24 protein-coding genes are annotated in these 25,588 nt (G+C 57.6%); 14 read left to right on the top strand and 10 right to left on the bottom strand.

Annotation, left to right across the window (positions count from 1 at the left end; all coding sequences use genetic code 11):
- Positions 1-10: 10 nt before the first annotated feature.
- From CFBP5473_RS16020 to CFBP5473_RS16005, 4 genes are all read left to right on the top strand, one after another.
- Positions 11-1,156 carry an ABC transporter substrate-binding protein gene (locus CFBP5473_RS16020; RefSeq protein ID WP_027676984.1) on the top strand — a complete coding sequence of 382 codons (1,146 nt, stop codon included), beginning with the start codon at positions 11-13 and terminating at the stop codon, positions 1,154-1,156.
- 85 nt (positions 1,157-1,241) lie between these two features.
- Complete coding sequence (locus tag CFBP5473_RS16015) at positions 1,242-2,276, top strand: branched-chain amino acid ABC transporter permease (protein WP_027676983.1); 1,035 nt, start codon at positions 1,242-1,244, stop codon at positions 2,274-2,276.
- A gap of 5 nt (positions 2,277-2,281) precedes the next feature.
- On the top strand, positions 2,282-4,054 hold the full coding sequence (locus CFBP5473_RS16010) for a branched-chain amino acid ABC transporter ATP-binding protein/permease (protein WP_051441412.1): 1,773 nt from the start codon (positions 2,282-2,284) through the stop codon (positions 4,052-4,054).
- Positions 4,051-4,761, top strand: coding sequence for an ABC transporter ATP-binding protein (locus tag CFBP5473_RS16005; RefSeq protein WP_027676981.1), 711 nt, complete (start codon positions 4,051-4,053; stop codon positions 4,759-4,761). The genes CFBP5473_RS16010 and CFBP5473_RS16005 overlap by 4 nt, the downstream gene beginning before the upstream one ends.
- A gap of 11 nt (positions 4,762-4,772) precedes the next feature.
- Here CFBP5473_RS16005 and CFBP5473_RS16000 read toward each other — a convergent pair whose 3' ends face one another.
- Entirely contained in the window at positions 4,773-5,696 is a 924-nt protein-coding gene (locus CFBP5473_RS16000; protein ID WP_027676980.1) for a methylenetetrahydrofolate reductase, read from the bottom strand.
- A 320-nt stretch (positions 5,697-6,016) separates the two neighbouring features.
- Between CFBP5473_RS16000 and CFBP5473_RS15995 the strand changes: the two genes are divergently transcribed.
- From CFBP5473_RS15995 to ligM, 6 genes are all read left to right on the top strand, one after another.
- Positions 6,017-7,009 carry a VOC family protein gene (locus tag CFBP5473_RS15995; protein ID WP_051441411.1) on the top strand — a complete coding sequence of 331 codons (993 nt, stop codon included), beginning with the start codon at positions 6,017-6,019 and terminating at the stop codon, positions 7,007-7,009.
- Between the two features lie 3 nt (positions 7,010-7,012).
- A complete protein-coding gene (locus CFBP5473_RS15990; RefSeq protein WP_027676979.1) occupies positions 7,013-7,741 on the top strand; it encodes a PIG-L deacetylase family protein in 729 nt (242 codons plus the stop codon).
- On the top strand, positions 7,741-8,412 hold the full coding sequence (locus CFBP5473_RS15985) for a 4-carboxy-4-hydroxy-2-oxoadipate aldolase/oxaloacetate decarboxylase (RefSeq protein ID WP_027676978.1): 672 nt from the start codon (positions 7,741-7,743) through the stop codon (positions 8,410-8,412). Before CFBP5473_RS15990 ends, CFBP5473_RS15985 begins: the two co-directional genes overlap by 1 nt.
- Complete coding sequence (locus CFBP5473_RS15980) at positions 8,405-9,472, top strand: 4-oxalomesaconate tautomerase (protein ID WP_234881840.1); 1,068 nt, start codon at positions 8,405-8,407, stop codon at positions 9,470-9,472. The genes CFBP5473_RS15985 and CFBP5473_RS15980 overlap by 8 nt, the downstream gene beginning before the upstream one ends.
- A 180-nt stretch (positions 9,473-9,652) precedes the next feature.
- The gene (locus CFBP5473_RS15975; RefSeq protein ID WP_027676976.1) at positions 9,653-10,387 is read left to right on the top strand and encodes a GntR family transcriptional regulator; all 735 of its coding nucleotides are present in this window, start codon (positions 9,653-9,655) and stop codon (positions 10,385-10,387) included.
- A gap of 220 nt (positions 10,388-10,607) precedes the next feature.
- Positions 10,608-12,023: a vanillate/3-O-methylgallate O-demethylase gene (gene ligM, locus CFBP5473_RS15970; protein WP_136954390.1), complete on the top strand. Its 1,416-nt coding sequence runs from the start codon at positions 10,608-10,610 to the stop codon at positions 12,021-12,023.
- Between the two features lie 63 nt (positions 12,024-12,086).
- Here the strand turns inward: ligM and CFBP5473_RS15965 are convergent, their stop codons facing one another.
- Genes CFBP5473_RS15965 through CFBP5473_RS15945 form a run of 5 tightly spaced genes read right to left on the bottom strand, consistent with a single transcriptional unit; the run spans position 12,087 to position 16,646 of the window.
- Complete coding sequence (locus CFBP5473_RS15965; RefSeq protein ID WP_027676142.1) at positions 12,087-12,788, bottom strand: ABC transporter ATP-binding protein; 702 nt, start codon at positions 12,786-12,788, stop codon at positions 12,087-12,089.
- Positions 12,789-13,535, bottom strand: a complete 747-nt coding sequence (locus CFBP5473_RS15960) for an ABC transporter ATP-binding protein (protein WP_027676141.1) — start codon at positions 13,533-13,535, stop codon at positions 12,789-12,791.
- On the bottom strand, positions 13,532-14,560 hold the full coding sequence (locus CFBP5473_RS15955; protein WP_027676140.1) for a branched-chain amino acid ABC transporter permease: 1,029 nt from the start codon (positions 14,558-14,560) through the stop codon (positions 13,532-13,534). Before CFBP5473_RS15955 ends, CFBP5473_RS15960 begins: the two co-directional genes overlap by 4 nt.
- Positions 14,557-15,417: a branched-chain amino acid ABC transporter permease gene (locus CFBP5473_RS15950; protein WP_027676139.1), complete on the bottom strand. Its 861-nt coding sequence runs from the start codon at positions 15,415-15,417 to the stop codon at positions 14,557-14,559. Before CFBP5473_RS15950 ends, CFBP5473_RS15955 begins: the two co-directional genes overlap by 4 nt.
- Positions 15,418-15,470: 53 nt before the next feature.
- Positions 15,471-16,646, bottom strand: a complete 1,176-nt coding sequence (locus CFBP5473_RS15945) for an ABC transporter substrate-binding protein (protein WP_027676138.1) — start codon at positions 16,644-16,646, stop codon at positions 15,471-15,473.
- A 348-nt stretch (positions 16,647-16,994) separates the two neighbouring features.
- Between CFBP5473_RS15945 and CFBP5473_RS15940 the strand changes: the two genes are divergently transcribed.
- From CFBP5473_RS15940 to CFBP5473_RS15930, 3 genes are read left to right on the top strand one after another with little or no spacing between them, the layout of a single operon-like run.
- Positions 16,995-19,205 (top strand): EAL domain-containing protein, encoded by a 2,211-nt coding sequence (locus tag CFBP5473_RS15940; RefSeq protein WP_051441325.1) that lies wholly within the window; start codon positions 16,995-16,997, stop codon positions 19,203-19,205.
- Between the two features lie 11 nt (positions 19,206-19,216).
- The gene (locus CFBP5473_RS15935; RefSeq protein ID WP_084631708.1) at positions 19,217-20,152 is read left to right on the top strand and encodes an amino acid ABC transporter substrate-binding protein; all 936 of its coding nucleotides are present in this window, start codon (positions 19,217-19,219) and stop codon (positions 20,150-20,152) included.
- On the top strand, positions 20,149-21,054 hold the full coding sequence (locus CFBP5473_RS15930) for an amino acid ABC transporter substrate-binding protein (protein WP_234881838.1): 906 nt from the start codon (positions 20,149-20,151) through the stop codon (positions 21,052-21,054). Before CFBP5473_RS15935 ends, CFBP5473_RS15930 begins: the two co-directional genes overlap by 4 nt.
- 41 nt (positions 21,055-21,095) lie before the next feature.
- On the opposite strand, the gene pcaF is transcribed toward CFBP5473_RS15930, so the two are convergent.
- Genes pcaF through CFBP5473_RS15915 form a run of 3 tightly spaced genes read right to left on the bottom strand, consistent with a single transcriptional unit; the run spans position 21,096 to position 23,715 of the window.
- The gene (pcaF, locus tag CFBP5473_RS15925) at positions 21,096-22,301 is read right to left on the bottom strand and encodes a 3-oxoadipyl-CoA thiolase (RefSeq protein ID WP_027676133.1); all 1,206 of its coding nucleotides are present in this window, start codon (positions 22,299-22,301) and stop codon (positions 21,096-21,098) included.
- An 8-nt stretch (positions 22,302-22,309) separates the two neighbouring features.
- Positions 22,310-23,011: a CoA transferase subunit B gene (locus CFBP5473_RS15920; protein WP_027676132.1), complete on the bottom strand. Its 702-nt coding sequence runs from the start codon at positions 23,009-23,011 to the stop codon at positions 22,310-22,312.
- Complete coding sequence (locus tag CFBP5473_RS15915) at positions 23,008-23,715, bottom strand: 3-oxoacid CoA-transferase subunit A (RefSeq protein ID WP_027676131.1); 708 nt, start codon at positions 23,713-23,715, stop codon at positions 23,008-23,010. Before CFBP5473_RS15915 ends, CFBP5473_RS15920 begins: the two co-directional genes overlap by 4 nt.
- Before the next feature lie 133 nt (positions 23,716-23,848).
- Between CFBP5473_RS15915 and CFBP5473_RS15910 the strand changes: the two genes are divergently transcribed.
- Positions 23,849-24,604, top strand: coding sequence for an IclR family transcriptional regulator (locus CFBP5473_RS15910; RefSeq protein WP_037171212.1), 756 nt, complete (start codon positions 23,849-23,851; stop codon positions 24,602-24,604).
- Here the strand turns inward: CFBP5473_RS15910 and CFBP5473_RS15905 are convergent.
- Positions 24,574-25,485: a helix-turn-helix domain-containing protein gene (locus CFBP5473_RS15905; RefSeq protein WP_027676129.1), complete on the bottom strand. Its 912-nt coding sequence runs from the start codon at positions 25,483-25,485 to the stop codon at positions 24,574-24,576. The genes CFBP5473_RS15910 and CFBP5473_RS15905 overlap by 31 nt on opposite strands.
- Positions 25,486-25,588 lie beyond the last annotated feature (103 nt).

Genomic DNA, 25,588 nt, shown 5'->3' with positions numbered 1-25,588 from the left:
GAGGAACGACATGAAAAAGCATATGTTTATCTTGCGCGGGGCGATTGCCGGTCTTTCGCTGGCGCTGGCATCCGTGCCAGCCCTTGCCGATATTACCATCGGCGTGACCATCCCGACGACGGGTCCAGGGGCGGCACTCGGCATTCCGCTGAAAAATTCCATCGAACTCTGGCCAAAGGAAATCGCTGGCGAACCTCTGAAGGTCATTCTGCTGGACGACGCCGGTGACCCTTCCATGGCGACGACCAATGCGCGGCGTTTTGCCAATGACGACAAGGCCGATGTCATTATCGGCTCCGCGCTGGTGCCGGGCGCAATTGCCGTTGCGGGTGTCGCTGCCGAAGCCAAGGTTCCGCATCTTGCGCCTTCGCCCGTTCCGCCGCCGGTTGCCAAAGGCTACACATTCGTCCTGCCGCAAAATTCCCAGCTGATTGCCCGGCATCTCTTCGCCAAGATGAAGGCGGATGGGGTGAAGACGCTCGGCTATATCGGTTTTTCGGATTCCTACGGTGACCAGTGGGTGGACGAGTTCAAAAAGGTCGGCGCCGAGTACGGTTTGAAGATGGTGTCCGAAGAGCGCTTCGCGCGCCCTGATACGTCGGTTGCCGGGCAGGTTTTGAAGGTCGTCGCCTCTCGTCCTGACGCCGTGATGATCGGCGCATCGGGAACAGGGGCTGCACTTCCACAGCTCGGCCTGCGCGAGCGCGGCTTCACCGGCCCCATTTACCAGCCATCCGGCGCGGTGACATTCGATTTCCTGCGCATTGCCGGAAAGAGCGCCGAAAACACCGTCTTCGCCTCCGGCCCGGTCATGGTGGCGGAAGATCAGCCGGATACATCGGAAACCAAGGCCGAAGGCCTCGCCTATGTGAAGGCCTATGAAGGCAAATATGGTGCGGGCACACGCACGCAGTTCGGATCACACGTCTATGACGCCATGATCATCCTGAAAAAAGCCGTGCCGGTTGCCCTGCAAAAAGGAAAACCCGGCACTCAGGAATTCCGCGATGCGCTGCGCGATGCCATCGAAACGGGCGGCCCGTTCCCTGCGACGCACGGTGTCTTCCAGTTTTCCGCCACGGATCATTACGGTCTGGATGACCGGGCAATCGTGCTGCTGACGGCCAAGGATGGCAAATTCCACCTGCTGAAATAATCCCGCTTTTGGCCGGTCGTCGGGCTACGCGATGACCGGCCAATAGCAAAACCTGTCTTCGGAACCACTCTACTGGGGAAATGCCTTGGACGCGACGATTGCGACCTTTCTCATACAGGACGGCATCACGAACGGGGCGATCTATGCCCTCCTCGGGCTCGCGCTGGTGCTCGTCTTTGCCGTCACCAGGATCATTTTCATCCCGCAGGGCGAGTTCGTAGCTTACGGCGCCCTGTCGCTGGCGCTTCTGGATAACGGGCAGATTCCCGGCACTGCACCCATGCTGATTTCCTTCGGTGTCGCGGCAATGCTGCTCGATCTCTGGGCCATGCGGAATGCATTCGAGATGGGTAAACTGTTGCGCGCGCTTGCGATCAATGTCGCGTTGCCGCTCATCATTTACGGTGTCGTCGCTCTGGTTGCGCCGCTTCAGCCCCCGGCATTGGTCCGCGCGCTTGTTGCCATCCTCATCATCGCGCCCATGGGTTATTACATTTACCGCGTCGTCTATCGCCCACTTGCCGATGCCACTGTGCTGACGCTGCTGATCGCTTCGCTCGGCGTACATCTCTTCATGATGGGGCTCGGCCTCGTTTTCTTTGGCCCGGAAGGGCTTCGCGCCAGACCGCTTTCGGACGGAAGCATTCTCGTCGGCCCCATGGTCGTTACCACCCAGAGCCTTTGGATTTATGGTATCACTATCCTCATCATCATCGGGCTCTATCTTTTCTTCGAGCGCACACTGCTTGGAAAGGCCTTGAGGGCAACCGCCGTAAACCGTCTTGGCGCAAGGTTGGTCGGTGTCAGGACGCAGCTGACCGGCGTTACCGCTCTTGTGCTTGCAGCCATTATCGGCGCGGTTTCCGGCGTGCTGATCGCGCCGGTCACGACGATCTATTACGACACCGGCTTCCTGATCGGCCTCAAAGGCTTCGTGGCCGCCATTCTCGGTGGCCTCGGCAACTTCCCGCTGACCGCGATTGCCGCGCTTGGCGTGGGTATCGTGGAGGCCTTTTCGTCCTTTTTTGCCAGCGCCTATAAGGAGATCATCGTCTTCGGGTTGATCGTGCCGGTGCTGGTCTGGCTGTCTTTCGTTGCCGGTCACCATGAAGAGGATTGATCGCTATGTCTGGCCGTAACCTTCTCGTTCCCGTTAGCGCTCTTGTTCTGCTCATCGCCGTTCCACTGCTGCCAGTGCCGCCGTTCTGGATCACGCTGATGAACAATATCGGCCTTGCCTCGCTGGTGGCCATCGGCCTCGTGCTGCTTACCGGCGTTGGAGGGCTGACGTCTTTCGGGCAGGCCGCCTTTTGTGGCTTTGGCGCTTATACGACAGCGGTTCTGACGACCTCCTACGGGCTGTCACCCTGGCTGACCCTGCCTCTTTCTCTGTGCGTCGGTGCCTTCGTGGCACTCGTCCTTGGCGCGATCACCGTCAGGCTTTCTGGTCACTTTCTGCCGCTTGGCACGATTGCCTGGGGGCTGGCGCTTTATTATCTTTTCGGCAAGCTCGATATATTGGGTCGCTATGACGGCATCACCGGCATTCCGCCGCTGTCCATCGGTGACTATGCGTTCTTCAGCGGCCAGTCGATCTATTACATCATCTGGGCCTTCGTCATCGCCACCGCCCTCGGGGCGAGGAACCTGCTGGACTCCCGAACCGGACGCGCAATTCGCGCGCTTCGCGGCGGAGCGCAGGCTGCGGAAGCGTTCGGCGTCAATATCATCCGCGCAAAGCTCATCGTGTTCGTTTTCGCCGGTGTCGTTGCCGCGCTGTCCGGCTGGCTTTATGCTCACATGCAAAGGTCCATCAACCCCACGCCATTTGGCCTGAATATGGGTATCGAATATCTGCTTATGGCCGTGGTCGGCGGGGCGGGGCACATCTGGGGCGCGGTCTTCGGCTCCGCTGTGGTGTTGATCCTGAAGGAGGTGTTGCAACGCTTTCTGCCGGGGTTGATTGGCACGACCACGAATATGGAAATGGTCGTCTTCGGCATTCTTCTGGTCGGGATATTGCAAACCGCCCGCGAAGGCCTCTGGCCGCTCGTGGTGAAGCTGGTTGGCTTCCGCAAGGCGCCCCGCGATATCGGAGCGCCAGTGGTCGATCTTACCGCCCGCGAGATGCCGCAGCGTGGCAGCCTGCTTCTCTCCGTGGAAAGCGCCCGCAAACAGTTCGGCGGTCTGGTTGCCGTCAATGATGTCAGCTTTCGCATCAAAGCAGGCGAAGTCGTGGGGCTGATCGGTCCCAACGGAGCGGGCAAAAGCACGACTTTCAACCTCATCACCGGCATTTTGAGTTTGAGCAAAGGCGAAGTGCGTTACCGTGAAGCGCGTATCGCCGGGCTCAACCCAAGAGAGATTGCGAAGCACGGCATTGCCCGCAGCTTCCAGCACGCGAAAATCCTGCCGGATATGACGGTGCTGGAAAATGTCGCTCTCGGCGCGCATTTGCGAGGAAAGGCCGGTGTGCTGCGCAGTGTTCTGCGTCTGGAGCGCAAAGAAGAGGCGGCGCTGCTGGCGGAGGCGGCTCTTCAGGTGGAGCGTGTCGGTCTCGGGGAATTTCTTCATCGCCCGGCGGGCGATCTGGCTCTGGGGCAGATCCGCATTCTCGAAATTGCCCGCGCGCTTGCGTCCGATCCCGCCATGCTTCTTCTCGATGAACCCGCTGCCGGTCTGCGCCATGGGGAGAAGCAGGAGCTTGCGGCGCTGCTGCGAAAACTGAGGGAGGACGGCGTGAGCGTGCTGCTGGTGGAACACGATATGGGCTTCGTCATGGGCCTCGTCGATCAACTGGTCGTTCTCGATTTCGGCACGCTGATAGCGGATGGCAAGCCGCAGGATGTGCGCAGCCACCCCGCAGTCGTTGCCGCCTATCTTGGAGGTGTCGCATGAGCCAACCACTTTTGGCGATGCAGAATATTCATGTTTCCTATGGTCATGCCGAGGTGCTGCACGGCGTTTCTTTGCAAATGGAAAAGGGGCAGATCGTTACTGTCATCGGTGCCAATGGCGCGGGCAAGACGACGCTTTTGAATGCCGCGATGGGCATCGTGCCTTCGAAAGGAGGCGTCTTTTACGATGGCGCTCCGGTTCCCTCATCCGTGGAGGCCCGGGTGGCGGCAGGGCTTTGCCTCGTGCCGGAGCGGCGCGAACTGTTCTCCACCATGAGCGTGGAAGACAATATAGAACTCGGCGGTTTTCTTCGCTCTGCGCAGGAGCGTGCGGAAACTCGCGCAGAGGTTTACGAGCGTTTTCCGCGACTTTCGGAGCGCCGCAAGCAAACCGCCGGAACGCTTTCCGGTGGCGAGCGGCAAATGCTGGCGCTGGCACGCGCGCTGATGAGCCGCCCGCGGCTTCTGCTTCTGGATGAGCCGAGCCTCGGCCTCGCGCCCCGTATCGTTATGGACATCCTGAAGATCGTGGCTGAGCTACGCGACAGCGGTGTATCGATCCTACTGGTCGAGCAGAATGCCCGCGCCGCGCTGGAAATTGCCGACTATGGCTATCTCATGGAGCTTGGCGAGGTGAAGCTTTCTGGCAAGGCAGGTGAACTGGCGGATAATCCGGCGTTGATGGAAAGCTATCTGGGAACTGTGTGATCGACTGCGCCTCAGGCAATATTGGCCTTGCGCGGCACCGTTGCATTCCGGTTCATCCACTCCGCCGCAGGTTTGATGCCGCCCAGCGGAAAAAGGTGCAACTGCGAAATCAACGTGTTTGGATGGCTCGCAACATAGTCACCAAGGGCTGCGACCATGTCTGTCGGCTCATAGGGTGAGAGCAGTCGCGTCACGTCCAGTGCTCGCTTTTGCAGGACTTTGAGCGAAGGCCCGACGCCGCAGGAAACGGCGAACTGGAGAAGCGTCTGCAGTTTTGCCGGTCCGGCAATTCCCACATGGATCGGCAGGGTGATGCCCGCCTGCGCCACGCGCTCCGCCCATTCAATGATCACTTTCGGATCGAAGCCGAACTGCGTGACGATGGCCATATCGGCGTCTGTGAGGTTGGCGAAGTCGTTCTTCCACTTAAGCGCACCATCGACATTGCTCGTCGTGCCATCGCGGTCGATATCCTTGTTGCCCTCCGGGTGGCCCGCGACATGCAGGCGCGTGAAGCCATTACGGTCGAAAAGCTCGCTTTCCAGCAATTGAATGGAGCTTTCCAGGCTCCCCGCCGGGCGCACCTCACCCCCGCCAAGCAGCAGGGCTTCAGTCACATCCGCATCGTTGCGATATCGCTTGATCCAGTCCTCGAGTGTCGGGCGGTCTGGAATGCTGCGGGCAGGAAAGTGGGGCATGACGGCAAAGCCGTCTTCACGAAGGCGCTTTGCCGTCGCAACCATATCTTCAACGGGCGTGCCAGCAATGTGCGCGATGTAAACCCGCGTGCCTTGCGGAAGAAGCGCGTTGAAATCCTCGATCTTTGCCGCCGTCCGCGGCATGACCTCGATAGACCACGAGTCAAGGAGAGGGCTCGCGCCAATGGTGAGTTCACCCTGCGTTTTCGAGCGGCCAATGAAGTTCAGTATTGCCATACGTCTCTCCTTCTCCCGCTTGAAATGTATACATTGAATTCGAAGTCATCAAGTTTCATTTGCGATTATCGCAGTTTTTCCGTTGAAATCGGCGTTTAGTTCCATCATAAAGAATACATTGCTGCGGAGGAGGAGCTCTTGCAGCGACCCCGCATATTCATTTTTGCATTCTGCGGGTCATCTTCATCGGTCGCATCAGGAGGAGGTGTCGCCATGAATAAATCTGTCTGCCGTTTCAAAAGACCATATAATTCGAATTGTTTTGTAGCCGGAGCGCAAGCCCTCGTGACCGTCCATCTGCGACGTGCGGGGTGGGCTTGATGACGGAGCCCTGTTTCGATATCGCGCATCTCGGCCATGTGGAGCTTTATACCAACAAGTTCGAGGAAAGCCTTGATTTCTTTACCCGTGTCTACGGGCTCACGCCGAGCCTGATCGATAGTGACAGCGCCTATCTGCGTGCGTTCGATGATTATGAATTCCACACGCTGAAGCTGACGCGCCATCACACCACTGGCGTAGGACATGTTGCCTACCGCGCATCTTCTCCCCAGGCGCTGGAGCGGCGCGTTAAGGTGATCGAGGAGATGGGGTGTGGGCTTGGCTGGGTGGACGGCGACGTCGGGCACGGTCGCGCTTATCGCTTTACTGATCCTGACGGTCACATTTTCGAGCTTTACTGGGATACGAGAGTTTATGAGGCGCCGTCTGAAGAGCGCCCCGCGCTAAAGAACCTCGCCCAGCGGTATCATGGGCGTGGCGCGAGCCCGCGTCGGCTGGACCATCTGAACCTGCTCGCCACCGACGTTCGCGCCATTCGTGATTTCATGACGCGTGCGCTCGGCAGCCGTGTCACGGAGCAAATTCAGCTGGACAATGGCAGGCTCGGCGGCTGCTGGTTTACCGTCAACAACAAGACCTATGACATCGCCTATTCTGAAGATCACACGGGCGCGAAGGGGCGCTTCCACCACGTCACCTACGCGGTGGACCAGCGTGAAGACATTCTTCGCGCCGCAGATATCTTTCTGGAGAATGGCGTGCATATCGAGACCGGACCGCACAAGCACGCCATACAGGGAACCTTCTTTCTCTATGTCTGGGAACCTGCGGGCAACCGCGTGGAACTCGCCAATGCCGGTGCGCGGCTCATTCTGCGACCGGATTGGCCGACGGTTACCTGGACCGAGATGGAGCGGAAGAAGGGGCAGGCCTGGGGGCTGAAAACCATCGAAACATTCCACACGCATGGCACGCCGCCGGTCGAGAAGGCGAATGCGCCTGCCACCCATGTTCACGGTAAGGAGGACTGACCCATGGCAAAAACAGCGCTCGTCATTTCCGCTCATTCGGCGGATTTCGTCTGGCGATGCGGCGGCGCAATCGCGCTTCATGCGGCCAAAGGCTATGAGGTCACGGTACTGTGCCTCTCTTATGGTGAGCGCGGAGAGAGCGCCAAGCTTTGGAAGCTTGCCGATATGTCGCTTGAAAAGGTGAAGGCTGCACGCCGCGTGGAGGCTGAGAATGCCGCCAAAGCGCTCGATGTCCACGACATCCAGTTCTTCGATCTCGGGGATTACCCGCTGGAGGTCGATCGCGATGCCAAGTACCGGCTTGTCGATGTCATTCGCAAGGTTCAGCCGGAATTCATGTTGAGCCATTCCCGCTGGGACCCTTACAATACCGACCATATGTACGCGACCCAGATTGCCATCGAGGCGCGGATGATTGCGCAGGCCTGGGGCCATAATCCGGGTGAGAAGGTGCTTGGGGCACCGCAACTCTATCTTTTCGAGCCGCACCAGACGGAGCAAATGGAGTGGAAACCGGACGTGTTTCTGGATATCTCGTCCGTCTGGGAAAAGAAGTGGGCGGGGATCCAGTGCATGGAAGGGCAGGAGCATCTCTGGCATTATTACAAGAATGTGGCCGAGAACCGCGGCAACCACTTCATGCGCAATTCCGGTGGACAATCCGGCGGGCGCAAGGCGACCCACGCGGAAGGTTTTCAGTCGGTCTTTCCTCGCACCGTGGATGAGCTGTGATGGGCGTCGTCGTTCAGAATATCGAACGCGCTGCAACCGACATCATAGAGCGGCTGGCAGCCTGCGGTGTCGCAACGGTTCATGAGGCGCAGGGGCGCAAAGGCCTTCTTGCGAGCTATATGCGACCGATCTATTCCGGCGCGCGCATCGCCGCGAGTGCCGTCACTATTTCCTCGCCGCCCGGCGATAACTGGATGGTTCACGTTGCCATCGAACAGCTACGCGAAGGTGACGTGATGGTGCTGGCACCGACCAGCCCCTGCGAAGACGGTTATTTCGGCGATCTTCTGGCCACATCCGCACAGGCGCGAGGATGCAAGGGGCTCATCATCGAGGCCGGGGTTCGGGATGTTGCCGATCTGACGGAGATGAAATTTCCAGTCTGGTCCAAGGCCATTTTCGCGCAAGGCACCGTGAAGGAGACGGTCGGTTCGGTAAATGTGCCGATCATTTGCGCCGGTACGCTGATCAACCCCGGAGACGTTATCGTTGCCGATGACGATGGGGTTTGTGTCGTGAAACGGGAGGAGGCGGCGGAGGTTGCCGATAAAGCTGAGGCGCGTGTGGCAGCGGAGGTGGCGAAGCGCGCCCGTCTCGCTGCCGGTGAACTCGGGCTCGATATTTACGACATGCGCAAGCGTCTGGCGGAGAAAGGGCTGAAATATGTCTGATCCTGCTGCGCCGCAGGCCATGCGGGGAGTGCCATGCATGTGGATGCGTGGCGGCACATCCAAAGGCGGGTATTTTCTGGCAAGCGATTTGCCGGAAGATCGAGACGGTTTTCTGCTGCGCGCCATGGGCTCTCCAGACGCCCGCCAGATCGATGGAATGGGCGGGGCTAATCCGCTGACCTCCAAGGTCGCAGTCATCAAGCCATCGGAGCGCGCGGATGCTGATATCGATTATCTCTTTCTGCAGGTCTTCGTGGATCAGGCCATTGTCAGTGACGGGCAAAATTGCGGCAACATCCTTGCCGGTGTCGGCCCCTTCGCCATCGAGCGCGGACTGGTGAAAGCGGAGAATGGCCAGACGCAGGTTCGCATTTTCATGGAAAACACCGGCCAGATTGCCGTCGCGCGTGTCGAAACGCCGGCTGGGCTGGTGACTTATGCTGGCGATGCCCGGATCGATGGCGTTCCGGGGCTCTCGGCTCCGATACCGATTACCTTTGCAGATACTGCCGGATCCAGTTGCGGCGCGTTGCTCCCCACGGGGAATGCGGTGGATGTGATCGGCGGTATCGAGTGCACATTGATCGACAATGGAATGCCCTGCGTGGTGATGCGGGCTCAGGACCTTGGGGTCGAAGGCACGGAATCTCCTGAAATGTTGGAGGGTGGCGCTGAACTGCGCAGCAGGCTCGAAGCTATTCGGCTGAAAGCAGGTCCCTTGATGAACCTCGGCGATGTCACCGCAAAAACGGTGCCGAAGATGACGATGGTCTCCAGAGCGGCGTCCGGCGGTGCCATTTCCACCCGAACATTTATTCCGCATCGCTGCCATGAGGCCATCGGCGTCCTCGGCGCGGTCAGTGTCGCGACTGCATGTCTGCTTGGTCAGGGACCGGCGGCTGATCTTGCCTCGGTGCCGGATGGAGACGAGAAACTCATCTCGGTCGAACACCCGACGGGCGAGATGAGCGTGATCGTAACCATGCGTGACGGCGTGGTAGCGAATGCTGCGGTTTTGCGAACGGCGCGGAAGCTTTTTTACGGTACAATATTTGCGTGAATGTTGAAGGTCGAATAGGGGCGTCTCACAGCCGCAAGGCGGCGCTGGTTGTGTATACATGCATGCCCGCATGGTTTGACCGGGTCATGGTTCCACATTATCATTCGTTAAATAAGGGGATTGAGGCTTGCCAGCTTTATTGCATTCGGCTGCCGGTGATGTGGGCCAGGTCAAAACAAAATGAAACAAAATGATGCGGCAACGCATGGGCGCCGGGCCGTCATTGAGCTTCGGGAAAAGATCATCAGCGGAGAGTTGCCGGGCGGCATGCGGCTTTTCGAAGTTTCGCTTGCCGAAAAGCTGGATATTTCAAGAACACCCGTGCGTGAGGCCCTCTCTCGTCTTGCCGAAGAGGGGTTGCTGGACCGCTTGCCGAGCGGTGGTTTCATCGTTCGCCGCTTCGGCTATGCGGATGTGGTGGATTCCATCGAGCTTCGTGGTGTTATGGAAGGCATGGCGGCGCGTCTGGCGGCAGAGCGAGGTGCTGCACCCGAAGCGCTTGCCGCCATGAAGGAAACCGTCGAAAAACTGGATGCCTGTTTCGGTATCGAGCAGGACGATGTGGATTTCGACAAATATTCCGACTTGAACGAGATTTTCCACCATCAGCTCGCTGCTCTTTCCGGCAGCGATATCGTGCGGCGCGAAGTGGAGCGCGCGAGTTCCCTGCCATTCGCCTCGCCCTCTGCTTTTCTGCCGGATAAGGCCGACATTGCCGCCTTCCGCCGGTCCTTGCGGTCCGCGCAGGCACAGCACCACGCGCTTGTGGAGGCAATAGGCGCGCGTGAGGGCTCGCGGGCTGAATGGCTGGCGCGTGAGCATGCGCGGACTGCGCGCCGCAATCTGGAATATATCTTTGGCGAAGACCCCGGATTGCTGAAAAAAATACCGGGGCTGGCGATCATTCATCGCTGAACCACCTGCTGCGTGTAAATTGCGAAGCCTCCTTTGCCGTCTTCTCGACAGGTCGCAGGTGTGTGTGCTGCTGACGGCTTGAAATGTGTATCGACTGCTGCCGGCCGCTTCCTGCTGGCGTCATATTTTGCTGACGAAGTGGCCGTAAATTACGCTTGCAATCTCGTCCGTGATGAGCCTTTATGTATACATTATGGTTTGTATCTAGGGAGGAGACACCATGGCAAACAGCAGCTTAAGCGATATTCTGGCCGAGAATCCCGATATCATTGGGCGCCTTAGAAATTCACCGATCGGTATGTATGTATACCCGGTCGTGACGCCTGAGTTCAGCAACTGGCGTAGCGAACAGGCAGCGTGGCGTCATTCTGCAGTGCTGTTCGACCAGTCCCACCATATGGACGAATTGATTGTAGAAGGGCCGGATGCCGAGAAGTTTCTGGCCTATCACGGCATCAACTCCTTCTCCAATTTCGATCTCAACCGCGCCAAGCACTTCGTGCCGGTCACGCCGAATGGCCATATCATCGGCGACCACATTATCTTCCGTGAGCGTCAGGATAAGTTCATCCTCGTCGGACGCGCGCCCACCTCCAACTGGCTGATGTTCTGCGCGGCCTATGGCAAGTGGAATGTGCGCCTGAAATACGATCCCCGCTCGCCGTCCCGCCCTGAAGGTGAGCGCGTGCTGCGCACGCATTATCGCTACCAGATTCAGGGACCGGAAGCGCCGAAGATCTTCGAAAAGCTCAATCGCGGGCCGATCCCTGAGATCAAGTTCTTCCATGTCGACCAGATCAATGTCGGCTCCAAAAAGGTTCAGGCGCTGCGCCATGGAATGTCTGGTGCGCCGGGTCTGGAAATCTGGGGGCCGTATGAGGACAAGAATTACGTTCTGTCCTGCATTCTGGAGGCCGCAAAGGAGGCGGAGGTCGATCTGGTTCGTTGCGGAAGCCGCGCCTACTCCACCAACACGCTGGAATCCGGTTGGATTCCATCTCCGCTACCTGCCATCTACACCGGCGACGGCATGTTGCAGGCCTATCGCGAATGGCTGGGTGCGGATTCCTACGAGGCGAATGGCGCCATCGGCGGCAGCTTCGTTTCGGATAATATCGAAGACTATTACGTCAATCCGTTCGAACTCGGCTATGATTTTTATATCGGCTGGAAGAAGGACGACTTTATCGGCAAGGCTGCGCTGGAGAAGATGAAAGGACAGCGTAACCGCAAGAAGGTTACCTTCGAATGGAACGCCGAGGATGTCGTGGAGGTCATTGCGTCTGCGTTCAGGCCGGGTGAGGACCACTATAAGTGGATCGATTTCCCGCAGCCGAACTATGCCTCCACCAGCGCCGACCTGATCCTGAACGGAGAGGGCAAGCGCGTCGGCATGTCCATGTTCAACGGCTATTCCTACAATGAACGCTGCGTGCTTTCGTTGGGTGTCGTGGATGACGATGTGCAGGTTGGTGACGTATTGACCCTGGTCTGGGGTGAGCCGGACGGCGGCACGAAGAAAACCTCCATCGAGCCACACAAGCAGGCCAAAATCCGCGTTCGCGTTTCACCTACACCTTACGCAAGCGAGGCCCGCGAAAATTACGCCGAAAGCTGGCGCAACAAGAAAGCCTAATGGCTGAAAAATCAAGAGCCGCCCGGAGGTCGTTCGGGCGGCTTTTCAGTTACTAAAAATCCTCTAAGCAACGCTCAAATGCGCATCCAGCTTGTCTGGCTCGTTAAGCAGCGCCTGCGATGTGCCGCGATGGCTGACAGCACCGCGCTCAAGCACGATGACATCATCGGTCAAAGGCAATATCTTGCGGGCCTTCTGCTCCACGATAATGGCCGACATGCCTTCTTCTGTTACGATGCGGCGCAGAACCAGAAGCAGTTCATCGACAATGATGGGGGCGAGTCCCTCCAGCGGCTCATCGAGCAGAAGCAGTTTCGGGTTGAGCATCAGCGCGCGGGCAACGGCCAGCATCTGCTGTTCGCCACCGGATAGCTGGTTGCCGAAGTTTTTGCGACGCTCGTTGAGCCGTGGAAACAATTGATAGATGCGCGCAAGCGTCCATTTGCCGGGGCGTGCGGTCGCGGTCAGGTTTTCTTCCACCGTGAGCGAGGGAAAGATGTTGCGCTCCTGCGGAACCCAGCCAATGCCAAGTGCTGCACGCTGTTCTGCCCGAAGGCGGCTGATGTCTTTTCCGGCCAGTTCGATACGACCGCTATGATGTGTGGTGACACCGACGATGCTGTCTAGCAACGTCGTTTTACCGGCGCCGTTTCTGCCGAGCAGCGCAAGGGATCGGCCCTCTTCCAGTTCCAGATCGACCCTCGCCAATACACGGGCCTCGCCATAGCCGCTTACCAGCTGTTCGATTTTCAACAAGGCTGTCATTCAGGCATCCTCCCCGAGATAGATCGCCTTGACACGCGGATCTTTGGAAATCTCAGCAACGGTCCCTTCCGCAAATATCGCGCCAGCGGCGAGAACCGAGATGCGGTCTGCGAAGGAGAAAACGAGGTCCATATCATGCTCGATCAGAACCACCGTCACATCTTCCGGCAACGCGCGAACGATTGACAGAACCTCATGGCGTTCTTCTTCCGGCACGCCCGCCGCCGGTTCGTCCAGAAGAAGAACACGCGGCTTGAGCGCAATGGCGAGAGCGATTTCGAGCAGGCGCTGTTTGCCATAGGGCAGCAGGCTTGTTGGCCGATCCATCACATCTGCCAGGCGAAAACGCTCCAGAACCGCTGCCGCTTCTTCGGCCACCTGCCGGTCGCGCGAGAGGGCTCGCCAGATCAGCTTGCCGTGACCTTTCCGCTCTCCAATGGCAAGCATCATGGAATCGAGCGGCGTGAAATCCTGGAAAAGCTGGTTGATCTGGAACGTGCGGGCCAGCCCCTTTGCCACGCGTTTATGCGCTGCGATCCCGGTGATTTCTTCTCCCTCGAGAAATATCTGGCCGTTATCGATAGACAATGCGCCGGTCAGCAGATTGATCAGCGTTGTCTTTCCAGCGCCGTTGGGGCCAATCAGCGCATGGCGGGCACCGGGTTTGACCTGAAGGGAAACGTCGTTGGTGGCAACAAAGCCGCCGAAGCGCTTGCCGAGATTGCGGGTTTCGAGGGCGAAACTCATGGCGCTTCCTCCACGGCGAGTTTCGGGCTTTTCTGCTGCTTGCGAGAGCCGGGAAGATATCGTCTCCATCCGGCAATGCGCTCGCGCCCGATCATGACGATGGCGATGAGGATCAGGCCTATCCAGAACATCCAGTATTGCGGCGTGATGACGGAGAGCCAATCTCGAAGCAGCGTGAAGATGATGGCGCCGAAAACGCCGCCATAGAGATATCCGGTTCCTCCGATGACAAGCACCAGCAGCACATCGGCTGAGCGATGAAACGCCAGAACATCCGGGGAAACGAAGCTGGTCGTCTGCGTCAGAAGCGCGCCAGCCATTCCGGCATAGACCGCCGCAATCGTATAGTTCACCACGATCCGCCGCGTCGGTGAAATGCCGAGCATGGAAGCGCGACGGCTGTTGCGTTTGATGGCTTTGAGCGACAGCCCGTAAGGAGAGTTGACGATGCGCCTTGCAATGAAGGCGAGAACGATCAAGACGATCAGCACATAGATGTAACCGGTGCGGCCCCATAGATCGAATTCGAACATTCCAAGGATCGGCGACATCATCACACCCGATAGGCCATCCGCGCCGCCGGTCAGCCATGCTGCCTGATTGGCGACTTCCGCGAGCAGCATGGCAACGCCGAAGGTGGTCATCAGGCGTGTGAGGTCGGAACCTCTCAAGACCAGAAAACTGGAGAGAAAACCGAAAATACCGCTGACAATTCCGGCAACCAGCAGGCCTGTCACGGGCTCCCCGGTATAGTCCCGCGCCAATATTCCGGCGACATAGGCACCCACACCGAAGAATGCGGTGTGGCCCAGCGAGACGATGCCCGCATAGCCGAGAATGAGATCGAGCGAGATCGCGAAGATCGCCAGAATAGCGATTTCGGTTAGGATCAACATATGCGATGGCAGTACGAAGATAGCAGCCACGGCAGCGATCCAGAGGCCGAGTTCCCATATCTGCCAGCCTTCGTTGCGTTTCAAAAGGCCTTGTGCGGTAACGGAATTTGGTTGTTCGTTCTTGTTCATCGACCACCCTCACGCCCGAAGAGGCCGTGTGGCCTGAGGATCAGCACGGCGATCATAACCGCATAAATGATGAAGGCGCCAAGCTGCGGCACATAATATTTTCCCGCGACATCGGCTATGCCCAGCAGAAGTGCCGCGATGAAGGGGCCGGTGATGGACGAGGTGCCGCCGACGGTGACCACGATCATAAAATAGATCAGGAACTTGAGCGGAAAGCTGGGATCAAGCCCCAGCATATCCGCACCCAGCGCGCCGCCTAGCCCGGCAAGACCGGAGCCGAGCGCAAAGGTCAGGGCGAAGATGACGGAAACATTGACCCCAAGCCCACGCGCCACACGCCCGTCATCCACTGCCGCGCGCAGTTGTGAGCCGAAGCGCGTTTTTGTTAGCGCGAACTGAAGAATGATGGCGAGAACTGCGCATAGAATGATGATGAACAGCCTGTATCGGCCAATCCCGATACCAAGAAAATCGAAGCGCCCCCTCAACTCTGCCGGAAGATTGATAAGCTGCTGCTGCCCGCCCATGAAGTAATCGATTGCCGCAATCGACATGAAGACGAGCCCGATGGAAAACAGCACCTGATCGAGATGGGACGATCGGTACAGCCTTCGATAGAGCGTCCGCTCGAGAAGGGCACCGATCAGTGCGCAGATCAGAAATGCGGCAGGCAGGCACAAATAGAAGGAAAGCCCGTAGCAGTTCATCATGATGACGGTGATGTAGCCACCCGCCATTGCGAAAGCGCCGTGGGCGAGATTGACGAAATTCATCAGGCCGAGAGTGATCGACAGGCCGCATGCAAGAATGAAAAGAAGCATGCCATAGGCAATGCCATCGAACAGAATGGTCAGCATAAGAACTCGCAAGGTTAAGCGCAGCAGGCCGTGGCCCACTGCGCGTTCATTGCTTACTGTGCGGCGTTCGGATCGCGGATTTTCGGATAGCTCGCAAATTCCACATTGTAGAGCTCGCCATCCACCTTCTTCACTTCACGGATGTAGATATCCTGAACGATATCGCGCGTACCGGCATCGATGGTGATGGGGCCGCGCGGGCTGGTCCATGACATGCCCTTCATCGCCTCGATCAGCTTCGTACCATCGGTATCACCCTGTGTTTTCTCAAGCGCGGCATAAGCCAGATGCATGGCATCATAGCCGCCGACGCACATGAAATTCGGGCGCATATTGTTGTTGGCTTTCCGGACTTCCGCCACGAATGCCTTGTTTTCCGGGCTGTCATGCGAAGCGGAATAGAAGTGCCCGGTAATGACGCCAACCGCCGGGTCGCCGATATTGTTCAGGAGGTCGTCATCCGTCACATCGCCGGTGGCGATGAGCTTGATGCCCGCATCCGCGAGCCCGCGATCCACGAACTGCTTCATGAACAGCGACCCGACGCCGGAAGGAACGAAGACGAATATGGCATCGGGCTTCGCATCGCGAACGCGTTGCAGGAACGGCGCAAAATCAGGATTCTGCAGCGGAACGCGAACGGCCTCGACGATCTCTCCGCCTTCTTTCTTATATTGATCCGTAAAGCCTTTTTCGATGTCGTGGCCGGGGCCGTAATCCGAAACGAGTGTCACGACCCGTTTGATGCCATTCTGGAATGCCCAGGTGGCCACCGGCACGGCGGATTGGGGGCCAGCCATGGACGTTCTGGCAAAATAAGGCGATTGTTTCACGATTGCCGATGTCGTGGCAGAGGTTACGATAGCGGGGATTTTTGCCTGATTGAGAACCGGCGCGACGGCCATGGCAAGCGGGGTGAGGCCAAAGCCCATTAGCATCTTCACGCCGTCATTGACGACAAGTTCCTGAGCAATGCGGCGGGTCTGGTCGGCTGTGCCTGCGTCGTCTCGCACGACGAGTTCGATCTTCTTGCCTGCCACCGTGTCGCCATTCAGCGCCATGTATGCACGAACGCCTGCCTGAACCTGCCGCCCTGTCGAAGCGAAAGGCCCGGTAATCGGCAAGATGAGGCCGATCTTTACGGCTTCTTCCGCGGACCCTTTTTGAATGAGGGTGAACGGCAATGCAGATAATGCGGTGCCGGCAACGAAAATTCGCCTGGTTATCATGCTGATCCTCCCGTTTATTTTTCGCCACGTATTTCAGCCTCTGTCGAACTTCGCGTCTCCTCTTCGCGATGCTCGGCTGAACATATATGCCGGGATCAATGTATACATAAATGAAAGGTCGAAACAAGCGATGCAGGGCATTTCTTGCGCGCTTGTGATGGCTGCTTTGCGGAGTGGACGCAGGCACGAATACTGGTCTTCTGTCGAATGACAGCAGTATTCTTGATAGTATGTTTACCATCTCCCGGAATGATTTTGTATTATCATCGGTGCGGATGAGTATTAAAGCATAAATTAAAACCTGAAAATGTAGCTTTCCCCACTATAAAAGGGGAAGGCGCGGGCCAGATGGTCTCAACAGTTGAAAACATTGATCAGGCAGGGGCAGAAATGCCGCGAGGCCGGACGAAGATCGTCTGGTATCATTCGCTATTCTGGAAGATCACGGTTTTCCTCGTTTCCAGTATCGTGCTGGCCTATATCGTCGGTGCTGCCGTTGGCTGGGTCATGGTGGAGCGGGATTCGCTTGCCCAGTGGCGGCGCGAGGCAGAGCTGAACGCGCAGGTCACCAGTTCCGCAATCCGCACGATCTACACGTTCATTGCCATCGAGAGCAATGAGAGCGGCCAGATCGTCAAGATCGTCAGTGAAAGACCGCTTGGCGACGATGCCTCCATTTTGGATACGGGCTTCAATCCGGGGGATGTTCTGGGGCTTGCAGCAGCGCAGACCAAGAATAACGTCTGGCTTTTCCAGAAAACACCTGCGCATGAAACCTTCGTCAGTTCGGCAGATGCCTTTGGCGAGGGCTCGCAGATTATAATGAAACTGCCCGACGACACCGAAACGGACAGCTTTTACGTCGGCTTCGCCAAAATTGGCGATACGAGGCACTTCATAGCCTTCGTGCCTGTGGTCAACCAGCAGGGGCAGCTTCAAGGCGGTATCGTCAGCACCATAGGTGAAGCGGCAGACCTTTTCGACACTCAGACGAAACTGCTTCAGAGTTCACTCGCACTGCTTATCACCATTCTTCTTGCGACGAGCGTTATCGTGACGCTGTTGATGCGTAAGGTTTTTACGCCCGTGCCGTCTCTTATCGCTGCGCTCAGCAAGATCGCCCATGACGACACGACTTCGAGAACGCCGTTTCAGGATCGCAACGATGAGATCGGTCGCTTCGCGGTTGCCATCGAGAGGGTGCGCGAAGCTGTCGTGGAACGCGAAAATCTTCGGCAGGTGCGCGATGTCGCCAAGCAGATGGAGCATCTCGCCCATCACGATCCGCTGACCGGCCTGCCCAACCGTGCCTTCTTCAACAAGCGGCTGGATGGCGAGATTGCGCATTTGAGCGATGGTCGCCGCTTCAACGTCATGCTTCTGGATCTTGATCGCTTCAAAGCGGTGAATGACAGTCTGGGCCATGCAAGTGGCGACGCACTTCTCGTTTCCTTTGCCGAGAGACTGACGCTGCTGATGGGTCCGCACGATATGGTGGCGCGCCTCGGTGGCGATGAATTCGCCATTCTGCAAATGGTGCGGAAAGACCCGGTGCGGGAGGCAAGCCGACTGTGCAAAGCGGTCATCGAAGCCGCTGCCCGCCCATTCATCCTGTCCGGCAAGGAAGCCGTCGTCGGCACGAGTATCGGCATCGTAACTGCGCCTGCGCATGGGCACGATGTGTCGGAACTTCTCAAGGATGCCGATGTCGCGCTTTATTGCGCCAAATCCGAAGGGCGTGGCAGGTTCCGTTTCTTCGAACACGGCATGGAAATGTCGCGCGACCGCGACAATGAAATCCAGCATGAGTTGGATAAGGCGCTTCAGCATGACGAGCTTGAGCTGCATTACCAGCCGATCTTCTCCTTTTCGAGCTCCGACCCAGTTGCATTTGAAGCCCTGGTTCGTTGGAAGCATCCAGTGCGAGGCTGGATTTCCCCGGCGGAATTCATTCCAGTCGCTGAAAAGACCGGGCAGATTTGCGCGATTGGGGATTGGGTCTTGCAGCGCGCCTGTCTCGATGCCGCAAGGCTTCCCAATGAAGCGGCAGTCGCCGTCAATGTTTCCGCCGTCCAGTTGCAGCAGGGCGACATAGCCGCCAAAGTGCAGGCTGCGCTGGAAGAAAGCGGTTTGCCGCCGTCCAGACTTGAGATCGAACTGACCGAGACGGTACTTCTGACTGGGCCGAGCGCTACAACCGGTCTCGAAGATATCCACGCGCTCGGTGTCAGCGTCGTGCTGGATGATTTCGGCACGGGATATTCCAGCCTGACCTATCTGATGACCCTGCCGATCAGCAAGATCAAGATCGACCGCAGTTTCGTGGCCGATGTTATGAGCAAGAGCGAAAGCAGAGCGATCATCCAGGGTCTCATTCACATTGCCGAGGGCCTTGGCCTTAAGACAACCGCGGAAGGCGTGGAAACGCAGGAGCAGCTTTCCCTGCTGCGCGCCGCTGGCTGCGATCTTCTGCAAGGCTACCATCTGGGCCGCCCGATGACCGTCACTGAAATCGAAAGCCGCTATCGTTCCGTGCCTGAAAGAAGGTTCCATCGTTAGGAGTACTGAGAATGCAGCATGCGCAATTCCGGCTCCGGCCGTCAAAGCTTCTGAATGTTCTTGGCATATTCCTGGGTCTCGCAGGTACAATGTCGGTCGCGCCTGCGCGGGCAGATGAGATCACCAGCCCCACATTGCAGAAAATCGCTCAGACGAAGACCATCACGATAGGTCATCGAGAGGATGAATCGCCTTTCTCTTACGTCACGCCGGATGGCGTGGTGCGCGGTTATTCCGTGGAGATTTGCGGTTACATTGCCGATTACGTTCGGGATGCGCTGAAGCTCGAAAAAGTCGATGTGAAATATGTCGTGGCAACGCCCGCAACCCGCTTCCTTCTGGTCAAGACGGGTAAGGTCGATCTCGAATGCAGCGCGACGACCAATACGGCGGAGCGCCGGGAACAGGTGGCTTTCACCTATCCGCACTTCATCACGGCCACGCGTTATGTTTCCAAGAAATCCAGCAATCTGAACAGCATCAGGGATCTGGCTGGCCGCTCGGTTGCCTCGACCACCGGCACGATCAATATCGAGCAGTTGCAGAATATCAATCGGGCAGAAAAGCTGAATATTTCCGTTCTTCTGGCAAAGCTCAATTCGGAGGGCTTTGCCATGGTGGAGAACAACCGCGCATCGGCCTTTGTCATGGATGGCGTTCTGCTGGCGGCGCAGGTTGCGTTTTCCGCTGCTCCAAATGACTACTCCATTTCGTCCGAAGCCTTCGGGCCACCGGAGCCCTATGGCATCATGCTGCTCAAGGGTGATGACAGGTTCAAGACACTGGTCAACGAAGCGCTGAAGAAACTCTTCACCAGCGGCGACATCAAGACGATTTATCAGAAGTGGTTCATGTCTCCCGTTCCGCCGGATGGCCGCAACTTCAATCTTCCACTTTCACCGGAGCTTGAAACTGCCTTCGAAGAACCGAAGGAGTATCTGCAATGATGGCTCGTGTTCTTTTGCTCGGCAGCCTGGTGATGGTCTGGGCGATGACGTCTATTGCCGCCAAGGCTGCGGAACAGACTTTCAATACTCCGACATTGGACCGGATAGCGCAGACCGGCAAGATCAGGATCGGCTATGGTACGACAGCGCCTTTTTCCTTCCGTACGGAGGACGGGCAGGTCATTGGCTACTCCATCGATATCTGCCGACGCATGGTTGATCGGCTGAAAGGCAGGCTCAAACTGCCGAAGATCGATATAGAATTCGTAGCCCGCACCCCCAGCAACAGGGTGCAGCTTCTGAATGATGGCTCGATGGATATCGAGTGCAATGCCAGCACGAATTCGGTCGAGCGCCGCAAGAGTGCGAGCTTCGCCTATAGTCATTTCTATGGCGGCACGCGCTATGTTTCTCTGAGCAAGAACGATCTGAAGAAGATCGAAGACCTGAAAGGGCGTTCGGTGAGCGTTGCTTTGGGAACGGTCAATGTCAGCGATATCAACGAAATCAACCGCACCAGGAAACTGAATATCTCCGTTGTTCCGGTGGAAAGTCTGCAAGCCGCCTTCGATATGGTATCGGATGGACGCGTTTCCGCCTTCGCCATGGACGAAGTCTTGCTGCGCACGATGATTGCCCAGACCGCCAAACCGGAAGATTACACGCTGTCACAGGAACTTGTGACGGAAGCTCAACCCATCGGCTTCATGATGCGCCTCAACGACACGGAATTCGTTTCTGCCGTGAATGACGAATTGGCCGAAATCTACAAGAGCCCGGAAATGCCAGAGATTTACAGGCGCTGGTTCGAAAGCCCGATACCGGGCCTGAACATCAATCTCAATCTTCCGATGAGCGCTGTGGTTCGCGAAGCATTGAGCAACCCAAAGCTGATGCAGTGACATATGTCGCGGCGCCTGGAACGCCGCGACATATCCGAGGGTCAGGCTTTTTCGAGCGCGATGGCGATACCCTGGCCGACACCGATGCACATGGTCGCCAAGGCTTTGGCCTTGCCGGAAAGCGACAGTTCAAGCGCTGCGGTTCCGGCAATGCGCGCACCGGACATGCCGAGCGGATGGCCAAGCGCAATCGCACCACCATTGATGTTGGCGCGAGGGTCGTCATCTGCGATGCCGAGTTGGCGCAACGTTGCCAGCCCTTGAGATGCGAAAGCCTCATTGAGCTCGATGACGTCGAGCGCTTCCTGCTTCCAGCCGATACGATCCAGCAGCTTTTGCGAAGCGGGGGCGGGGCCGATCCCCATAATTCGAGGCGGAACGCCAGCCGTCGCGCCGCCGACAATGCGGGCCAGAGGTTTCAACCCGTATTTCGCAACGGCTTTTTCCGACGCGATGATCAGTGCTGCCGCACCATCGTTCACGCCGGATGCATTGCCAGCGGTGACTGATGCGCCTTCCATGCGGTTTACCGGCTTTAGCTTGGCCAGAGCCTCCAGGCTGGTTGCGCGTGGATGTTCGTCTTTCTCGACTAGAACAGGATCGCCCTTTTTCTGCGAAATGCTGACCGGCGTGATCTCCTTTGCCAGCCGTCCGTTTGCCTGCGCTGCTGCGGCTTTTTCCTGGCTCCGCACGGCAAATGCGTCCTGATCTTCCCGCGAAACCTTATAGTCGATTGCAATATTGTCACCCGTTTCCGGCATGGAATCCACGCCGTAAAGGGATTTCATCTTGGGGTTCACGAAGCGCCAGCCGATGGTGGTGTCGTAAATTTCAGCATTTCGGGAAAAGGCGGTTTCCGCTTTCGGCATGACGAATGGCGCGCGGCTCATGCTTTCCACGCCCCCTGCAATCATAAGGTCCGCTTCGCCAGCCTTGATGGCGCGCGCAGCGGTGATTACCGCATCCATGCCGGAGCCGCACAGGCGATTGAACGTGGTGCCGGTGACGGAGACCGGAAGCCCGGCAAGCAAAAGCGACATGCGGGCAACATTTCTGTTGTCCTCACCGGCCTGATTTGCGCAGCCGAAGATAACGTCCTCGACCGCTTCCCAATCAACGGCGCTGTTATGTTCCATGAGCGCCTTGAGCGGAATTGCCCCAAGGTCATCGGCCCGAACGGAGGATAGAGCGCCGCCAAAACGACCGATCGGCGTGCGGATGTAGTCGCAAATGTATACGTTGGTCATAGCATTCCTCAAAGTTCAGGAGCCACGAGATCAGCAATCGGGCCGTCCTGATGGAGTTTGGCGCCCGTCATGGATTGAAGGTCGTCGATGCTCATGCCCGGAAGTTTTTCTCGCAGGACAAACTGCCCATTCACCACATCGACAACCGCGTGGCTTGTATAGATGCGCGTGATGCAGCCGACGCCCGTCAAGGGGAAGGTGCATTTCTCCACCAGCTTCGGCTCACCGTTCTTGGTGACATGTTCGGTGATGACGAAAACCTGTTTCGCTCCATGCACCAGATCCATCGCGCCACCAACCGCTGGCACGCCCTTGGAGCCCACGCGCCAGTTTGCCAGATCACCATTCTGCGCAACCTGATAGGCACCAAGAATAGCCACATCCAGATGGCCGCCACGCACCATGGCGAAGCTATCGGCATGGTGGAAGAATGCGGCTCCCGGCTTCAGGGTCACGGCTTTCTTGCCAGCATTGATCAGGTCCCAATCTTCTTCGCCCGCCGCAGGGGCTTCGCCGAAGTTCAGAATACCGTTTTCCGTGTGAAAAATGGCTTCCCGACCCGGCGGCTGGTACCGTGCGACCATTTCTGGAAAGCCGATGCCAAGATTGACATAGGCGCCATCCTGAATGTCCTGCGCGGCGCGCCAGGCGATCTGTGCGTTCGAGAGCTTGATGTCTTCGAAGGTGTTGAGCGAGGTTTCCACGGTCATGCGTATGCCACTCCTGCGCGGATCAATTCTTCTTCCTGCTGCGGGTTTGATATCTCCACAACGGCATCCACGAATATGCCGGGCGTGACCACCTGTTCAGGGTCTATCCCGCCAACCGGGACGATCTGCGAGACCTGCGCGATGGTGGTTTTCGCCGCCATGCACATCAGCGGATTAAAATTGCGGCCCGCCTTGTTGTAGGTCAGGTTGCCGTGCGCGTCGCCAAGATGAGCTTTCACGATGGCAAAATCCGCCTTCAGCCATCGTTCCTGCACGTAGGATCGGCCATCGAATTGCGCGATGGGCTTTCCCTCCGCGAGCTCGGTGCCGAAAGCGGTGGGGGTATAAAAGGCCGGGATGCCCGCACCACCTGCACGGATGCGCTCGGCAAGCGTACCTTGCGGCACCAGCTCAAGTTCGATTTCGCCTGCGAGATATCTATCGGTAAACGCGCGTGGATCGGATGAGCGGGGAAAAGAGCAGATCATTTTCCGAACCATCCCGGCATCGATCATGGCCGCGATGCCGATACGACCATTGCCCGCATTATTGTTGATAACAGTGAGGTTTCTGGGGCCTTTGTCGATCAGCGCGTGAATGAGCTCGATGGGTGCACCAGAGCCTCCGAAACCGCCGATCATGACCGTTGCGCCATCGCCTATCTCGGCAATCGCATCTGCCGCCGTTTTGACTGTCTTGTCCATATGCACCTCCTGTCGAGCGCCAGCGCGCGTCTCGCCAGCCACCCAATGAGGTAACGCCAGGTGCGGATGGACCGCAAGTCATTTGTGCGATATATGATTTTTGTTCGATTATCGCACAAATCAGGAGGCGAGGATGAAGGAAAGGGACGTGATGGGCGGTCTTGCGAAGGGCCTGCGGATCATCGAGGCCTTCAGCGCCGAGCGCCCCAAGCTGTCTATCTCTGAGGCAGCGGAGGTTGCGGGTCTCGACAGGGCAACAGCAAGGCGATGCCTGCTCACTCTTTCCGAACTGGGATACGCCGCCTATGACGGCAAGTTCTTCACGGTCACACCGAAAGTTCTGAGGCTCGGCACGGGTTGCCTTGCCACCATGCCGTTACCGCGGATCGTCCAGCCGCTGCTGGATCGCCTGTCCGAAGACATTGGGCAAAGCACATCCGTCTCCATTCTGGATGAAACCGAAATTGTCTATGTCGCGCGCGCTTCACAGCGCCGTGTCATGTCCATTGCATTAATGCCGGGATCACGGCTTCCCGCCTATTGTACATCTATGGGGCGGGTGTTGCTGGCGGCGCTGAGCGAAGAGCAATGGCAGCAAGTCCTTTCTGAAACGGTGCTGGAAGCAAGGACTGAGTATACGATCACCAATAGGGAAGTTCTGAACGAAGAGCTGCTCCGAACGCGGGAGCGCGGTTACGCGCTTATCGATCAGGAAGTTGAAATGGGCCTTCGATCCATTGCCGTTCCTTTAAAGAATGTTCACAGGTTCACGGTGGCGGCCCTGAATGTTGGTCTGCCCGCAACTGCCGTCTCCATGGAAGACCTTGCAGAGCGTTATCTGCCTGCTCTCCTGAATGTTCAGGCGGAGCTTTCCAAGATGCTGGCTTGATGTGAAGGGGAGGGCGACAGTTTCTGTTGCTCAGCAAGCCGCCAGGCCTTGGGTGTCATGCCGGTTTCCTTGAGGAAGAAGCGGGAGAAATAGGCAGGATCGTTGAAGCCCATGCTGGCTGCCACCATTCTCACGGAAGAAAAGGTAAACAGCAATTCGTGCTTCGCGTTCTCGATCTGTTGTCTCGCGATCAATCTCTGGAGGCTTGTGCCCCAGTGACGTTTCACGATGCGGTTGAGATGCGTGGGCGAAACGCCGAGTTCGGCTGCGTAGTAATCGGCGGATTTCGGCTCCCTGATGTTGCGAATGATAAGGTCGAGTAACGTCTGAATGCGCTCGTCCTGAGTATCTATCGGTGTTCGTTCCGAAGACGCGGAGATCGTTCTAGAGAGGTGAACGATAAGCTGGCAGATGTGGGCTTCCACCAAGGCATCCCATCCGCTTTTCCTGCTTGTATATTCCTCTGCCACGATTTCACAGCTGGCTCTGATGGCGTCGAAAGTCGGGGCGTTGGTAAGAGAAAGCAAAGCGGGCCGCTTCAGGTTCTGCCGCAGCATTGCCTGCACCGAGGGCGAAAGTGCGTCGGGAATAATGGTCATCACGATGCCGCTTATGTCGCGGGAAAAGCGAAAGCCGTGCTCGAAGCCCGGAGGGACGATAGCGATTGCGGGCGGTTCGATTGGTCTGATATCCGCCCCCAGAATAGCATCGCCGGTGCCGCCTGCGATGTAGAGAATCTGCAGGAAACTCTCATGCCTGTGTCGACCGATCTCGAACCTATGCAGGCTGCTGCGGGAAAATAGCGTTTCGCAATGGAAGCGGAAACTGCCTCCTTCGGCGCCCTTTTCTCCATAGAGCCGGTCTTCCATCAATCGAGCCATCCGAAAACCCTTGGTTCTTCCGATGTTCGGATAGTGCAATCTCGACGCGGAAATGTCCATTGAGGATGCGGCTTGCGCAGTTCACTTTGCTGACGGGAGAAAA

Source organism: Agrobacterium larrymoorei (assembly GCF_005145045.1).
GTDB classification, from domain to species: Bacteria; Pseudomonadota; Alphaproteobacteria; order Rhizobiales; family Rhizobiaceae; genus Agrobacterium; species Agrobacterium larrymoorei.
The sequence above is the reverse complement of the archived record's forward strand: the minus strand, read 5'-3'. Positions and strand labels throughout refer to the sequence as shown.